This window comes from Acinetobacter sp. QJM3NY_42, from assembly GCF_056173745.1.
Genome location: NZ_CM149689.1, coordinates 1413867 through 1428913 on the forward strand (window position 1 = coordinate 1413867; position 15047 = coordinate 1428913).

General features: G+C 38.5%; 13 protein-coding genes and 1 pseudogene. 9 read left to right on the plus strand and 5 right to left on the minus strand.

Translation table 11 applies throughout. The features are described 5' to 3' along the window. Positions 1-6: 6 nt before the first annotated feature. The gene (locus AC0VYT_RS06635; RefSeq protein ID WP_005014347.1) at positions 7-1869 is read right to left on the minus strand and encodes a non-contractile tail sheath protein; all 1863 of its coding nucleotides are present in this window, start codon (positions 1867-1869) and stop codon (positions 7-9) included. 241 nt (positions 1870-2110) lie between these two features. Next, the gene (locus AC0VYT_RS06640; protein ID WP_005014345.1) at positions 2111-2659 is read right to left on the minus strand and encodes a hypothetical protein; all 549 of its coding nucleotides are present in this window, start codon (positions 2657-2659) and stop codon (positions 2111-2113) included. A gap of 600 nt (positions 2660-3259) precedes the next feature. Between AC0VYT_RS06640 and AC0VYT_RS06645 the strand changes: the two genes are divergently transcribed. From AC0VYT_RS06645 to AC0VYT_RS06670, 6 genes are all read left to right on the plus strand, one after another. Then, entirely contained in the window at positions 3260-3445 is a 186-nt protein-coding gene (locus tag AC0VYT_RS06645; protein WP_005405009.1) for a hypothetical protein, read from the plus strand. A 668-nt stretch (positions 3446-4113) separates the two neighbouring features. Continuing rightward, positions 4114-5409 (plus strand): DcaP family trimeric outer membrane transporter, encoded by a 1296-nt coding sequence (locus AC0VYT_RS06650; protein WP_005014343.1) that lies wholly within the window; start codon positions 4114-4116, stop codon positions 5407-5409. A 666-nt stretch (positions 5410-6075) separates the two neighbouring features. Further along, positions 6076-6831: a class II aldolase/adducin family protein gene (locus tag AC0VYT_RS06655; RefSeq protein ID WP_005014341.1), complete on the plus strand. Its 756-nt coding sequence runs from the start codon at positions 6076-6078 to the stop codon at positions 6829-6831. Beyond that, complete coding sequence (locus AC0VYT_RS06660) at positions 6828-7751, plus strand: 2-hydroxyacid dehydrogenase (protein ID WP_005014340.1); 924 nt, start codon at positions 6828-6830, stop codon at positions 7749-7751. The genes AC0VYT_RS06655 and AC0VYT_RS06660 overlap by 4 nt, the downstream gene beginning before the upstream one ends. A 21-nt stretch (positions 7752-7772) precedes the next feature. After that, entirely contained in the window at positions 7773-8564 is a 792-nt protein-coding gene (locus AC0VYT_RS06665) for an enoyl-CoA hydratase-related protein (protein ID WP_005014338.1), read from the plus strand. An 18-nt stretch (positions 8565-8582) separates the two neighbouring features. After that, entirely contained in the window at positions 8583-9569 is a 987-nt protein-coding gene (locus AC0VYT_RS06670) for an NAD(P)H-dependent flavin oxidoreductase (protein ID WP_476496673.1), read from the plus strand. Positions 9570-9595: 26 nt separating this feature from the next. Here the strand turns inward: AC0VYT_RS06670 and AC0VYT_RS06675 are convergent, their stop codons facing one another. Next, entirely contained in the window at positions 9596-9874 is a 279-nt protein-coding gene (locus tag AC0VYT_RS06675; protein ID WP_005014332.1) for a helix-turn-helix domain-containing protein, read from the minus strand. Then, positions 9867-11171: a type II toxin-antitoxin system HipA family toxin gene (locus tag AC0VYT_RS06680; RefSeq protein WP_005014329.1), complete on the minus strand. Its 1305-nt coding sequence runs from the start codon at positions 11169-11171 to the stop codon at positions 9867-9869. Before AC0VYT_RS06680 ends, AC0VYT_RS06675 begins: the two co-directional genes overlap by 8 nt. A 195-nt stretch (positions 11172-11366) precedes the next feature. Between AC0VYT_RS06680 and AC0VYT_RS06685 the strand changes: the two genes are divergently transcribed. After that, the gene (locus AC0VYT_RS06685; protein ID WP_005014327.1) at positions 11367-12278 is read left to right on the plus strand and encodes a bestrophin family protein; all 912 of its coding nucleotides are present in this window, start codon (positions 11367-11369) and stop codon (positions 12276-12278) included. Positions 12279-12552: 274 nt separating this feature from the next. Here AC0VYT_RS06685 and AC0VYT_RS06690 read toward each other — a convergent pair. Next, positions 12553-13179 (minus strand): annotated as a pseudogene (locus AC0VYT_RS06690) (PLP-dependent aminotransferase family protein); the annotation flags it as partial. Between AC0VYT_RS06690 and AC0VYT_RS06695 the strand changes: the two are divergent. Both AC0VYT_RS06695 and AC0VYT_RS06700 read left to right on the plus strand, forming a co-directional pair. After that, positions 13174-14442 carry an MgtC/SapB family protein gene (locus AC0VYT_RS06695; protein WP_005404090.1) on the plus strand — a complete coding sequence of 423 codons (1269 nt, stop codon included), beginning with the start codon at positions 13174-13176 and terminating at the stop codon, positions 14440-14442. The pseudogene AC0VYT_RS06690 and the gene AC0VYT_RS06695 overlap by 6 nt on opposite strands. 172 nt (positions 14443-14614) lie before the next feature. Further along, on the plus strand, positions 14615-15025 hold the full coding sequence (locus AC0VYT_RS06700; protein WP_005404089.1) for a cation efflux protein, CzcI-like: 411 nt from the start codon (positions 14615-14617) through the stop codon (positions 15023-15025). Positions 15026-15047 lie beyond the last annotated feature (22 nt).

Sequence of the window (15047 nt, forward strand, 5' to 3'; positions counted from 1 at the left end):
TTTAACTTATAAGTAAATTTCAGGCGGGTAGGGCGTATTATCATTTATTGCAGAATAATATTGTTCTGCCAAAAAAAAGCCATCTGGTGCATTCTTGATATCAATTGTAAGGGAATGAGCCATAACTTGTGGATATGCCCAGATTAACTGTTTCATTAACCCAAAAGTTTCATTGTTCTGCATATCTCCTAAAATCCTTTGCCAGATAGCCCTATGGTAAGGTTCCTTATTATTGAAACCATAAAGATATGCCAAATTCTCTAGTGGTACAAAACCTGCCAGATAAGCTGTTTTGTCACTAGGATATGCTAATTCATCTAAGGCAACTTCCATAATTGTACGGTGGGCTTGTTCCAGGTTATTTTCTAAAATCCAGTCATAAGCTTCGACTATAATGTAGTCAAAATTAGGATACCTATAGTATTCCTGTGGATAGTTGATACTGGTTAACAGAGTGGGCTGCTGAGTACGTATAGCAGGTAAGAATAATAAGGGACAAAACTGCGCATCTGGATAATTCTTTTTGAGAATAGTGCGGATATCCTGACATGTCTGGCCTAGCTTTGTTCGTAGCCACTGTCTGAATTCTTCATAAGGTGTACCAGTCTGGTAGACTGGTTGAAAAATGTCTCCTAAATCTGGTGCATATAGGCCTGTATCTTGGTTAAAGGCTAATCGGGTAGAGTAATCATATATGCAGGGTAAGTTGGTTGCAGGATTATACCACCACCGAGGTTCTCCAATCTGCATATTGACCTGGCAGCCGCCTATCTGCATAGTTTCAGCGAATTCCAGAAAACCTTTTTGTAAATATGCCATAGCATTTATATTGCTAGGACTGAAAAAATAGCTGGGTGGCTCATAAGCCGTTTTACCCAGATTGTCATGAATGTCTCTTTGTGCCCAATATTCGTTGGCAGCAAGAGAGTACATTTCAAAGCTTAAGCTGAAAACAGGAGCAAAGGCTGCTTCATGCAATGCTTTAGCATAAACCTGATGCCATTTTAACGCACATGGATTAACTACATTTACCCCTGTAGCAAGTGTGTCAGGAATCTGCCATCTGTTTACTTGTATGTCCCAGTACATGTCTGGATAACGTGACATTCCGCAATAATGATTAAGTAATCCCCGATAACCAAGCGCCACAATATTACTGACTATACGTTGAGGATTTAAATCATAATGATCATCATAACTGGTACATATACCTTTATGATGTGCAGATACTACTATCTGTTTAAGTTCTAATTGTGTGTTAGTTCCTTGAACTGTAGAGTTGGTGATTCTGACATAACAAAGTTCAGGATCAGGCAGTGGATAAGGCAAAGTCGCAGGATTATAACTGCTTGCTACCACATTCAATACAATACGCTGGATATGATTGACTGGAAAAGGAATGGTCGCATTAAAACCTGCTTTTACAGTATCCCAGTCAATCTGGATATGAGCCTGTCTGGACACAGGCTGATCTGCATAATTGAAAAGCGGAATATATGCTATTTGTTCAATTTCATTTTCCAGATAATATACTGCTAGCGTAAGTGCCATCTGTTCATTATTGATCATAGGCATGTGTGTAGAAATTTCTATATCAAAATTCCAGACCATACCACTGTAGTCATATAGTGTTTCATAACTTAAAAACTGATGATCTTTATGATCCTCAGACTCCCAGATAATACCTATAAGATCACTACTGAGGCGGGGTTTGAATAGTACTTCAAAACCGTTTCTGTAATTGGTAAGACTAAAGGATGCTGTATCTGGACCTTCTACCCGCCAATAATGAGGATGAAAACGTGGCAGGGTTAGAGTTGTCCATGAAAGTTGAGGGGGTATTTTCTGATAGGGAAAAGCATTTTGCATAACCGGCACCCTTTTAATAAATTAAGACAGTTTTCCAGAGTATATTTTTCAGATTTTTGGAAGTCGTATTTAGATACTAAAGAGGTATTATAAAAAAACTCGTTTTAATTCTTTGATTTTGTAAGATAAGAATGTAATTGATACTTATAATTGAGCATAAATCAGAATATATATCATGTAATTATAATAAAAGCCCATAATTTAAAAAATTATGGGCTTTAAAATAAATTCAATAGGTATATCAAATTAGAAAAAATTGAATACTCAAAGAAATAATCATAAATAAGACAGCTAGTCCCGTAAACTTATACTTTATATTTTGAACCACTTCCGGTTTAGGAACAAAACTGTCGCGTCTTTCTATATTAATAAAATACTTTGCATATTTATCCATGAAAAATGATGCAATAGCAAAAATAGCAAATGTATTGGCCAGATAAATGTGTGGAACCTGATCTGCCCTGAATATAAAAAGGAATAGCCACATACCTATAGGCGTTAAAGTCATATAAGCTAAATCGAACCAGCTGCTCATATTTACTTTTACTTTCGCTCTTAAGCGGCAAAGCGTATCGAAAAGAGTAATTAAAGCAAAAATAAACCATACATTCATAAGTAAAAAGAATGCAAGCTCATAAGTCAAGTCACCTTTTTCTCCAGACATTCCCATGCTGACCAGCGTAACTGGCATGAGACTATAAGCGATAGACAGCAAACCAATACGGGTAATGTTACCTGTAACAGTACTTGAGAGATGTTTTTCCCAGCGTAAAAAATAAGTCCGGATCATGGCGATATATCTTTAGAAATAAATCAGATTAAAAAAACTGTTGTATTATGGTAAAAAAATATACTTTTTGCACGAGAATTGAATAATTTTTGTGTATCTAATACATAAAAATTTTTAACATTTTGATAATAAGGCTGAAAATATTAAACCATTATTTTTTTCAAAGAGATTAATACTTGTTACAAGAAGGGACAGGGAGTTTATACAGAAAGTTAAGGACAAAGATTCATTTTTATTTATAAATTAAAACAATAAGCATATAAAGGAATAAGGTGATATATCTATGACTAGTTCTAAAAATTAAATATATATTTTTTATATAATTAACTGCTTATTAAAGTTAACTTTGATTTTTAAAACTTGTGATTTGAATTTAGTCTGATACTGATTTTCACGATAGATCAAGTCACTTGCGTTATTTTGAAACATATCAAATAAAGGAATATTCAATCATGAAGAGAATGACAAGCATAGTTTGAATTGGGTTAAGTGGGAGCATGCTCAACAATACCAGAATCAGAGTACCAAACAGCTGAAGTATATAAAACTTTAGGTTCCAGACAATGTGAACAAATTGACAGGACGAAGAATATCGTAGCGATGAAGCAGCAGTTAGTTCAAAACCAGATTAAAGTCCTCTCTTCTTATATTACTGATGACGGTCAGATACGGATTTCTCTCTGCGGTGCATCAGACGGTAAAATTGTAGTATTTAAAATTCCTGCTAATAAAATACAGCAGGCCCAAACTTTTGGCTTTCAGGATTTGAACCTGCTGAAGCACTGACTAATTTGAAACTGTATAAAATGACTTTTGCTACAGAGATGTATTTGGAGTACTTCTTCATTTACGTGCTGAAAAATAGCAGGCGCTTTATATTATAGAACTTATTTCTAAACAATTTAGCCTAAGTAAAATTAAATCATCTATATCAGACAATATCTAAATTTGACAACAGACAAACAAAAATAATTTTAAAATTCAAGCATAAAATGAATTAAGATTCATAAATTCTATCTTAGAAACCACTGTAAATGTAACAAAATATTTTATTTTTATTTCTTTAAAATTGAAAAATATATTTAAAATGAAATATATATTCTATTTTTAGGCGCATTAAGAAATATATAGAATAAGCAGTTCTCTAATACAGATTGAAATGAATTTCCTTTTTCGTTAAGTTCTGTAAGCAAATAATTTATAAAATTTAATAGAAAAGGGGACAATAGCATGAAAGGGATGAAGGTGAAGAGTAGTGTCTGGCATCTACAAAGTGATGCCAGCCAAAAATTTAAACAAGCTTTAGTAGAAAATTAAAAATAGTTTTTATATTTCAGCTTTTTAAATTTCTAAATATCTTATTAAAGTTATTTAAAAATTTTATCTAGAAAGCTGAACAATAACAATTAGATCTGAATACTCAGCAAATCTTTAGTAATACGGATATTAAAGTTATGGATAAACTTATTAATTTACGGTCAAAACATCTGGTACTTGCTGTAAGTAGCATGGCAGTCATGTCGCTAGCACATGCAGGAGAGAACACAACAGAAATAGAACAATTACGTCAGGAAGTAAAAGAGCTGCGAACTTTACTAAATGCCTCACTACAACAGCCTGCTGTAACTCTTAAGCCCCGGAGTGATGTGACACCTCAGGTCAAAACTACCCCTTTAAATACATCCCAATCTGTTAAAACAAATATATTGCCTTCCGGAGCTGAAGTGAATCTTTATGGTTATATTCGTGCTGACGCTTCTTACCAGATGGAAGGCGCGGCAACCATGTATAACAATATTAGTGGAGTACCGCTTAAAGATACAGTAGAAGCAACTAATCAAAAAGATCGCTTGAGAACTACCGTTAATGTGACACGCCTGGGCCTGAACTTTAAGACACCCACCTCTATTGGTGATATTGGCGGTAAACTCGAAATGGACTTTTTCGGAGGTTCAACCCGAGACCAGTTCCGTATACGTCATGCGTACTTAACTTATGATAAATGGCTAGTTGGTCAGACTTGGTCGACCTTTGTTGCACCAGAATACATACCAGATACTGTAGACGCAGCAACATTTGTGGGAGGAGCCTTACAGCGTTCTCCATTAATTCGTTATAGTGATCAGCTTTCTGAAAATACTAATTATGCCATCAGTATAGAAGACCCGAAATATACTGAAGCGACTGATCCGGCTAACAGAATGCGTATGCCAGCCCTTGTCGGACGTTTGAACCATAAGTTTGCTGATGGCTCAACGATTTCCGGCCGTAGCTTTATTGCAGAGAAAAAAACCGGTGAAGATGAACAGCTGGCTTGGGGTATTGGCTTAGGCGGGAAATACCAGATCACCCCAGAGACTCTATTAAAGGCAGATTATTATCATGTAAAAGGGGATGGACGCTTCGTACTATGGAGTAACAGTGGATATGCAATTGATGAAAATAATAATATGCATAGTAATGAGTTCGATGTAATTGCTGCCGGTATTACCCATCGTTTTACACCTAAAATCAGATCAACTTTGGGCTATGGCTATATGAAAGCTCAAGATGATAATGAATTTTCACGCTTGAAATATGATGATGCATCTCAGAACAAGCAACTCTGGCAGGGATGGATTAATGCCATGTATAACCCTTATAAGCCGGTAACTTTTGGAGTGGAATATGTTTATGGAGAGCGTGAAACTTTCAATAATCGGACCGGTGTAGATAATCGTTTCAATATGATGGCTATTTATGACTTTTAAATAGATAAAAACCAATTTAAAAGCTGTTTGCATTAGTTTATTTAAAAAAGCTCATGAGATTGATGGGCTTTTTTACCTATAAAAAACATATAGATATAAAATTTAAATGATCACTTCTATTAAATGTAATTATTTTACTCATAGTTAGAAAAATTATTTTATATTTTAATAAAATAGCCTAAGTGATTTTATAAAAATTTCTAAACAATAAAACCTATTACAATAATATAAATTAGACATAGAAAATAAAAAATCAGTTTTATAAACCAAGACTTTATTAAAAAAAGTAAATCTAGAAAGCATACTCATAACACTAAACTAAAAAAGCATCACTACCTTAATAAACCAACAACAGAGATTGAACCTAGAAAAGCATACTGTAACAGGCTAATTTCAGTAATCCAGTACAAATAATTATTTGACAGTAAAGATAACAATACCTCGTACTAAAGCTATAAATTAGAGAAAACAGGCAACACAAAACTTTATAAGTATTAAAACTAGCGAGTCAATATACATTAGATAGTTAATACTATTAGGCATGCATATAGATTTAATTGAATAATAGAATTTGATTTTGCTTAACGAAATTAAATTCTATATTATAGAAAAAATTGTTCTAATTCGCTCAATAATAAAATTAACTCTATCATAAGGACCAAGATTATGAGTTTACAAGACAAGATGTCAGCTTCGGAGTGGGAAGCACGTTGCCAACTGGCTGCACTATATCGCTTGATTGCTTATTATCGCATGACTGATTTGATTGATACGCATATCAGCCTGAGAGTACCAGACCAATCTGAATACTTTCTGATTAATCAGTACGGCGTAACATTTGATAAAATGACAGCTTCTCAGCTGGTCAAAATCGATCATGATGGAAATATTGTTTCTGATTATGATCAGGGAAAACCAGTTAATGTGGCAGGTTTTGTAATTCATTCAGCCTTGCATACTGCACATACATATATAAACTGCGTAATTCATACTCATACAGCCGATGGTATTGCCGTTTCAGCGCAGAAACACGGTCTTTTACCAATTTCCCAGCATGCTTTAAAATTTTATAACCTGATGAGCTATCATGAATATGAAGGAGTGGCGCTCTCTACCGATGAGCGAGAACGTCTGGTTCATGATTTAGGACAAAACCGGGTCATGATTTTAAGGAATCACGGCTTACTATCTGCAGGCGAAACCATCCAGCGTGCCTTCCATGAAATTTACTTTCTGGAAAGAGCCTGTCAGGCACAGATTAAGGCATTAGCGGGAGGATCTGAGTTACATTATCCTACGCCCGAAGTATGTGAACGTACCGCAAGACAGTTTAACAGCCCCGCGGTAGAGCCAATTATCTTGAACGCATGGAATGCTGCACTCAGTCTGATTGAAAATCAGAAAGCAGAGTACTGTTCATGATAGTAATTTCCTGCAAAATACCTGAAATCGAGAAAATTCTACTCAAGGTCTTTCAAAAATATGCACCCGAAGGAACCTATTGTCTGCCAGAAAGTGAACAGGCACAACAGGCTACTACGGCGGCTTGCTGGTTTCCGGATATTGAACAGCTAAAACAGCTTCCCCAACTGAAAGTCATTCATTCCATTGCGGCAGGAATTGAACATCTGGATCTAAATCTTATTGACCCTTCATATCTAGTGTGTCGGGTTATTGATGAGCAGCACCAGAAGGGAATGTTTGAATATCTGTTATGGGCTGTCCTGTATTATCAGCGTCAGTTTGACCGGGCTATTAACCAGCAGAAACAGCAATTATGGAAACAGTACCGGCAATTTTCCAGTCAGGATATCCAGATTGGAGTGATGGGTCTTGGGCATATAGGGGGATATGTAGCAACCCATTTCGCACAGATGGGCTATCAGGTTTCAGGCTGGGCACGTTCTAAGAAAAACTTGCACAGAGTTCAATCATTTGCAGGAAATGAAGAGCTAGATGGCTTTTTAGCCAAGAGTCAAATCTTGATCAATCTTTTGCCGTTAACTGCACAGAATCATTCTATTTTATCAGCCCAGGTTTTAAAAAAGCTGCCAGAACAGGCCTGTGTCATTAATTGTGGCCGCGGTCAACATCTGGTTTTGCCAGATCTTGTTGCAGCACTTGATTCTGGTCATTTAAGAGGGGCAGTTCTTGATGTCTTTGAACGGGAACCCCTTGAGCAAGCCGATCCGTTATGGACTCATGAAAAAGTTCTGATTACGCCTCATGTGGCTTCGCATGCGCCAATGTCAATTGTCGTCGAGCAGATTCTGGAAAATGACCGTCGTTATAAAGAACATGAGCCATTAAACCATCAGATTGACTCTGCCAGAGGATATTAAAATAACACTTAGGAGTAAAAAATGGATTTTGAAACGATTAAAGTCAGTATAGATGCTCAGATTGGTAGACTACAGCTAGACCGGCCTGAAGCTATGAACAGTTTTAATGAAAAAATGCATCAGGAAGTTCAAATTGCCATACGCCAACTGGTCGATTTGGAGCAGGTCCGGGTCATTATTATAACCGGTTCAGGCAGGGCATTTTGTGCTGGCCAAGACTTGAAAGAGCGTGCCGGTCAGCTTGACCAGATTGCATTGCCTAATGAAGGTACACTGGCTAAATATTATAATCCTCTAATTGAAACGATTACCCACGCCCCTAAACCGGTGATTGCAGCAGTTAATGGGGTGGCTGCTGGCGCGGGTGCCAATATTGCCTTGGCCTGTGATCTGGTCGTTGCTAAACAGAGCGCATCTTTTATTCAGGCCTTCTGCAAAATTGGTCTAATTCCAGATGCCGGTGGAACCTGGCTTTTACCACGACTGGCCGGACATGCTAAAGCAATGGGACTCGCCTTACTAGGCGATAAAATTTCCGCTGAACAGGCGGAAAAACTGGGACTGATCTGGCAGGTTGTACCAGATGAACAGTTTGATTCTGAAGTACAGCAACTGGCCCAAAGACTGGCACAACAGCCAACCTATGCTTTGTCTCTTATTAAACAGGCTATTCACCGGTCTACTCATCATACTTTGACTGAACAGCTTGAGCTGGAGAAAAACTTGCAGTATCTAGCGAGTAACAGCCAGGACTATAAAGAAGGAGTAAAAGCATTTACTGAAAAGAGAACACCACTATTCATGGGTAAATAATCAGGTGAGAATTTAAAAATGAATTTAAATACGCGTGTAACAGAACTCTTAGGCATTCAGTATCCTATTGTTCAGGGTGGTATGATGTGGGTAGGAACTGCCGAACTGGCCAGTGCGGTTTCTAATGCTGGTGGTTTAGGGACAATTACTGCACTGACCCAACCTACACCAGAAGCTTTATATAAAGAAATTGCACGTTGCCGTAACCTGACCGACAGGCCTTTTGCAGTAAATCTCACTTTATTGCCTGCTGTGAAACCACCACCGTATGCTGAATACCGTCAGGCCATTATTGAAAGCGGAGTCAAAATTGTAGAGACGGCAGGAAATAAACCACATGACCATATTCAGCATTTTAAACAGCACGGTATAAAAATTATTCATAAGTGTACGGCAGTCCGTCATGCACTCTCTGCCCAGAAAATCGGAGCAGATATAATTTCAATTGATGGTTTTGAGTGCGCTGGCCACCCTGGTGAAGATGATATTCCTGGACTTATCTTGATTCCTGCTACTGCTGACCAGATTGACATTCCAATCATCGCCAGTGGAGGGTTTGCCGATGGGCGTGGGCTGGTAGCTGCGCTGGCATTGGGGGCTGAAGGTATAAATATGGGGACCCGCTTTTGTGCAACACAAGAAGCGCCCGTACATGAACGGATCAAGCAGTTCTATCTGGACAATGACGAACGTGATACCAATCTGTTGCTTAGACCTTTTCGAAATACTTCACGCGTAGCAAAAAATAGTATATCAGACCGTGTGCTGGAGATCAGTCAAAAGCCTGACCTGAAATTTGAAGATATTCAGCCTTATGTCTCTGGCTTAAAGGGTAAACTGGCTTTAGAAACTGGAGATATCGATGCCGGGCTAATTACAGTGGGGCAAGTGCAGGGCCTGATCCATGATATTCCAACCTGTAAAGAGCTGATAGAGCGTATTATTCAGGAAGCAAACCAGATTATTGACAGCAGACTGACAAAATTTATTCGAGCCAATGAATAAAAAAGTAATTCTGGTTTTGGTTGGTATTAACACTTTTTAATGACTAAAGTCAGTCCAAAAGCATTAAATAGTTTTAAAATAGAATGCAGGGTCGGATTACTATGCGGCTGTTCCAGCTTTTGTAGTGTTTGCGGAGCAATTTTTGTAATTTTTGCCATATCCTCTAAGGTCAGGCGCAATTCAGTCCGCAGATACCTGGCAACCTGATGAATTTCCCACTCTGGATGCTGTTCTATAGTATCAAGTACCTGCTGGCGCCGTTGCATCTGCTCAATCGGCGTCATCGATTTAAAACGTTTATCCATGACTCAGCTCCTGAAGTTGCTGACAGATATTTTCTATTCTTGGCTCGCTATTTTCGATAATTTCCGGATCGATACCGATACGTTGCATATAATTGAGCAGACCTTGATATTTTAGGAACTGTTCAGCCAGTGCTGAGCGAAGAGTATCCTGCGCAATAGGCATAATAGTTTGAATTTGCTCAATGACTGATGCCCAGCATGGAGCGCCGCCCTGATCATCTCTTTCCCAGCGGGTGGTTCTGGCTATTCCATCAGGATGTAACCACATTGGCGCAAAATCAAAAAGTGGCGTAAGCTGGATCAAGCCACTTTCATGGCGTTGGATCGCTGTATTACGGGTATGATTGTCTTTATTTCCTAGAGCTACATTGGCAATGTCTCTTTTTAAATATTCAACTATTTCAGTTTCTGCATACGTACAGCTTTGGAGGATGAGCATACAGATCTGGTTGTGAGAAAGGCGTACTCCAAACCCGGCCTGATTGCTCAGTGACGCAATACTTTCCTGGGCAATACGTTTGACCTTCCCATTGACTGTCTGGTGGTCAAAGCGGGGAATAAAAAGAGTACGATCATGAAGTTCTAGCTTTTCATGCACTCGCAGACCAAGATATTCTGCTAGTTGCATATACAAGGCTTCTTGAGCCAGGATTTTTTCTAGCCGGGGATGATCACCCCGGCTAAACTTGACTAGCCAGTGTTTGGCTGCATGCTCATCTGGCAAGGTATGATCCAGATAAAACAGTCCATCATGCGCTTGGGTCAGCAATAGTTTAGGCCATTCTCCCTGCACTCCGGAGGAACCGCCCACAAACAGTCCATAAGATGCTAATGATTCAATAAAATATTCACGGCGTTCAGCAATTTCATGTAGGGTAAAACCCTTCAGGTTAGGATCAGGAAACTTTGCATTTAACCACTCATGAGCCTCTTTAATACGAAGATGGCCAATGGGATTACCGGCACCGGCCTTTAATAAAGCCCAGTCAGCTGTTTGTTGTGCTGTTTCATTATAGTCCAGCTGTTTGAGCAGCTCTTTACGTCCATATCCTTGGGGTAACAGGTCCATCAGAAAAGCGGGCCAAGTCTCTGCATAATTACTTTGCACATTTACGGGCAAATTAAAAGACACTGCTCGTGCATCACGGCAGTCCATATAAGAAATAGCATATTCAAACAGATAAGATGTACGGGTTCCTGCCTCCCACCCCAAGTGTGTAGCATTGAGTAATTCTACTAGAGCACAGTCGAGCCACTGATGGTCCTGATAAATCTGTATAGTGCAAAAATTATTCATTCTTTTATTATAATATAAAAATAATAAGTAGAATAGAGGATAGTTATTTATTAAAATAAAATATTATGAATTTATGAGCCAAGAAATTAACCGGATTAAAAGATACTCAGGCGTGTGAGATAACAGATTATAAAAATCATAGAGAATGGTTTAAGATAGTCCACTCAACATAAGTAATGTTTTCAATTAAATCTTATGATTATTCGTGATAAAACTAGTAATCTGGCTTTACTTTTTGCGTGGCAAGGAACAATACTGCCTACAGTTTTACCTGCGCTCACCTTTGTTGTTTTAATCTCTGCGGTAATTGGTTATTTGACCTCTCATCATATGCTGAATGTGCCGGAAGTGCCTGCTATAGGGTTTACCATTTTCGGCATTATTCTTTCTATTTTTTTAAGTTTTCGAAATAACGCCTGCTATGACCGCTGGTGGGAAGGGCGTAAATTATGGGGAGCCCTTATTGCGAATTCCAGGCATATTGCCCGTGATTCTCATGTATTACCTGATCGAGAGCGCCGGATTCTCATGTACAGGGTAATGTTTTTTACTCATCTTTTAAGAAATCGCCTGAGAAAAACCAATACTCCATTCAAGTTAGATACTCATCATCTGGCGCTGGAGCAACACGCACTGAATCATTTGGATCAGCATATTAATGCTGCACAGTTTGTGCTTGAATGCATTCAGAAAGACCTGGTTCAACTCCTGAGACAGGGCCTGATCAGCGATATCATTTATAGTACATTGAACCGGCATATTGTTGAATTGGGTAATATTCAGGCTGGCTGTGACCGTATATTAAGTACACCTTTACCATTTTCGTATTCAGTTTTATTACACCGTACTGTTTATTGTTTCTGTTTTATTTTACCTTTTAGTCTAGAAGCTGACTTAGGTATATGGACACCTATTGTAGTTGGATTAATTGCTTATCTGTTTTTAGGGCTGGATGCTTTAAGTGCCCAGCTTGAAGAACCCTTTGGGCTTGAAGAAAATGATCTGCCACTTGATTCGATTGTACGTTTGGTCGAACGGGAGATGTTGAGTTCGCTTGGAGAGGAATTGCCCGATACTATTTTGCCTATTAGGGGCAATTTAAGTTAATCAAGTGCTGCGCTACAGGTATTTCGCAAATTAAAAAAGCTATTTATATAGGGCTGAACTCTTTAACTCAAAATCTTCAATCTCCTCACTAGCATTTATTCGTTTTAGAATAAAATTCATCTAAAATGATCAGATGGTTATTTCTACATCATGAAATAATATTATTATTCATATGGTTAATTTTGAATTAATCATAAAAATGGATATTAAAATTATAGAGTTTTAATACCCGATTACCCCTATGATGATATAAAACTATTTTTCCTTAGAAACTTCAGGACTCATCTTTTTTAGTTCCCAGATATTCCTGATAGGCATCTTCGGCAAAGCGTCGTAGAGAATCACCGATTGCAGCATATTGGTAAGCATTTAGATTGGCTAATGAAGCACGTGCCGATGGATGGGATACCCCAAAGCCAGAACCTGGCAACAGAACGACACCGGTTTCATCTGCTACCCGAAATAATAATTCTGTCGGGTTTTTATTGACCATGACCCAGTTGGCAAAATCGTCACCATATAATATGCGGGCTGTTCTTTCCAGATCTACCAAGGTGTAATAGTCAACAGCGTTAAGATCTTCAGGGACTTCAACACCAAGCTGTCTATAAAGTGCAGCATCGCGTTCCCGGACTACAGACTTGACAGCTTTTTTATAAGCCTGACGAGAATCCATCATATTAAACAGGGCAAAAAGAACCATCTGTACCTGCTGCGGTGTTGACAGACCTGCGGTGTGATTCAGTGCAACATTACGGCTATCTGCTACCAAACGGTCAATAAACTTGATTTTTTCTGGTTCAGTAGTTAATGATGAATAACGTTCTTCAAGTTCCTGCTTTTCCTGATCTGAAAGCGCTGCAATCTTCTGATCAATGATATTGTTATTCGACAGCTGAATATTCTTTTGCAAAGTCTAACTTTTCAAGAACTTCTCACAATTATATTGTCTGCATTAGGATGTGGTCTTTTAATCGGGCTAGAGCGGGAACGTAATAAAAATACCCGCAATGAACAAAGTTTCGCGGGATTAAGGTCTTTTACGATCAGCGCCTTATTGGGGGCTTTGTGTTTTGTTATACACCCGTATGTTGGAGTAGTGGGGGCAATAGCCGTAAGCCTGTTCTGCCTGTATAGTTTATCTCAACAAAAAGAAGATATTGGTTCCACCACTGAACTGGCTTTTTTAATGACCTACCTTATTGGGGCGGCGTGTGTCTGGAATATCCCATTAGCAGCCAGTATGGCAGTATTGCTTACCCTTATTTTAATGGGGAAAACCAGCCTTCATCGCTTTGCTGGAAAAACCATTCGAGATTATGAACTCCGGGATGGACTCCTTTTACTGGCCCTCATTTTGATCGCTTTACCGATCATGCCAAATAAACCCCTATGGGGTTCAGTGCTAAGCCCATATGTCATTTTAAAATTACTGGTTTTAATCCTTATTGTGCAATCTATGGCACATGTGGCAAAACGTATTTTATCAAATGACAAAGCACTGATTTTATCTGCTCTAGCTTCAGGTTTTGTCTCTAGTACTGCCACTATTGCCAGTCTTGGCATGCAAGTCCGCTCCGGAGAAGCCATTGCCAAAGTGAATGCCGGTGCTGCTCTGATGTCATGTGTAGCGACTTTGCTGCAATTACTGCTGATTGTCTCAGGTGTAAGTTTAATGTGGTTCAAACTGCTTTTTGTCCCAAGTCTGGCTGGGATAAGCATACTATGTGCTGCTACAGGCTTATTCATGTACCGGTCAAATCATTCAGATATCCGTTTAGTAAATCAAGTTAACCAAGCAGATGACCGCATGTTTAGTCTCAAGGAAGCCGTCATTATTGCAATTAGCCTCACTCTCATTCAGGCCGGAATTTATGGAGCAAATCTTATATTAGGAGATAAAGGCTTAATCTTGAGCACTTTTCTAGCTTCACTATTTGAAGTTCATGCTGCTATGGCCGGGGTGGTAGTACAAGGAAACCCAGCTAATCTGACTCTGATTTATGCAGTTGTCATTGGTTTGGCTGCACATGCACTTTCAAAAAGTATTAATGCCTTTCTAACCGGTGGCTGGAAGTTTTTTTTATATTTTGCACCTGTGCAAGTTGTTCATATGGCGGTCGTTATAATGCTGATTATTTACTTTCATCAAATCTTAATCTGAAAGCATAATTTAAAATCCAGATCTCTGAAGTATTTTTGAAGTTTTACCAAAACAGGTAAATTTATTAAAAATATCGTTCAAATGAGCCGATTCTCAATAAGAACTACATAGAACTTGCTAGCCAACACATACTCTCTATAATAACAAGCAATTTAATTCGTTAAAGTACCGTATGCGGTCTACCACATGGATTACAGTCTTGGTTGGATTGTTCATGTTCCAAAGTCTTTGGAACATGGCAGCGGCCTTTTGCGTCCATGAAGAGCAAACTTTAGTACAGCAGAGTTATCATTTTGGCCATCATCAAAATACCCTATGTATCAGTAATGACCGCCAGCATAAGCATGATACCCAATCAGATCATAAAGACATAAAGAATAATAATTTAAAGCTTGGTGAAGATCATCAGGATCATCTGCCTTCCATGACGCATCTGATTGTGCAAAATGAAAAAATCTCGGTTTTAATTCCAGTTTTTGAAACTCATGTCATTCCAGAGTTTCACTGGAAGAACAGCTATCAGGCACCTGACCTGTTTCAGCAAAGTCCACCTCCCGAATTTTCCCCGCTTATGGTGGGGTAGCCTAAAACATTCTCACCACTTC

Excerpts from the sequence above, each read along its gene's own strand:
- AC0VYT_RS06635 (WP_005014347.1), bottom strand. The coding sequence starts at position 1,869 with ATGCAAAATGCTTTTCCCTATCAGAAAATACCCCCTCAACTTTCATGG.
- AC0VYT_RS06640 (WP_005014345.1), bottom strand. The coding sequence starts at position 2,659 with ATGATCCGGACTTATTTTTTACGCTGGGAAAAACATCTCTCAAGTACT.
- AC0VYT_RS06645 (WP_005405009.1), top strand. The coding sequence starts at position 3,260 with ATGAAGCAGCAGTTAGTTCAAAACCAGATTAAAGTCCTCTCTTCTTAT.
- AC0VYT_RS06650 (WP_005014343.1), top strand. The coding sequence starts at position 4,114 with ATGGATAAACTTATTAATTTACGGTCAAAACATCTGGTACTTGCTGTA.
- AC0VYT_RS06655 (WP_005014341.1), top strand. The coding sequence starts at position 6,076 with ATGAGTTTACAAGACAAGATGTCAGCTTCGGAGTGGGAAGCACGTTGC.
- AC0VYT_RS06660 (WP_005014340.1), top strand. The coding sequence starts at position 6,828 with ATGATAGTAATTTCCTGCAAAATACCTGAAATCGAGAAAATTCTACTC.
- AC0VYT_RS06665 (WP_005014338.1), top strand. The coding sequence starts at position 7,773 with ATGGATTTTGAAACGATTAAAGTCAGTATAGATGCTCAGATTGGTAGA.
- AC0VYT_RS06670 (WP_476496673.1), top strand. The coding sequence starts at position 8,583 with ATGAATTTAAATACGCGTGTAACAGAACTCTTAGGCATTCAGTATCCT.
- AC0VYT_RS06675 (WP_005014332.1), bottom strand. The coding sequence starts at position 9,874 with ATGGATAAACGTTTTAAATCGATGACGCCGATTGAGCAGATGCAACGG.
- AC0VYT_RS06680 (WP_005014329.1), bottom strand. The coding sequence starts at position 11,171 with ATGAATAATTTTTGCACTATACAGATTTATCAGGACCATCAGTGGCTC.
- AC0VYT_RS06685 (WP_005014327.1), top strand. The coding sequence starts at position 11,367 with ATGATTATTCGTGATAAAACTAGTAATCTGGCTTTACTTTTTGCGTGG.
- AC0VYT_RS06700 (WP_005404089.1), top strand. The coding sequence starts at position 14,615 with ATGCGGTCTACCACATGGATTACAGTCTTGGTTGGATTGTTCATGTTC.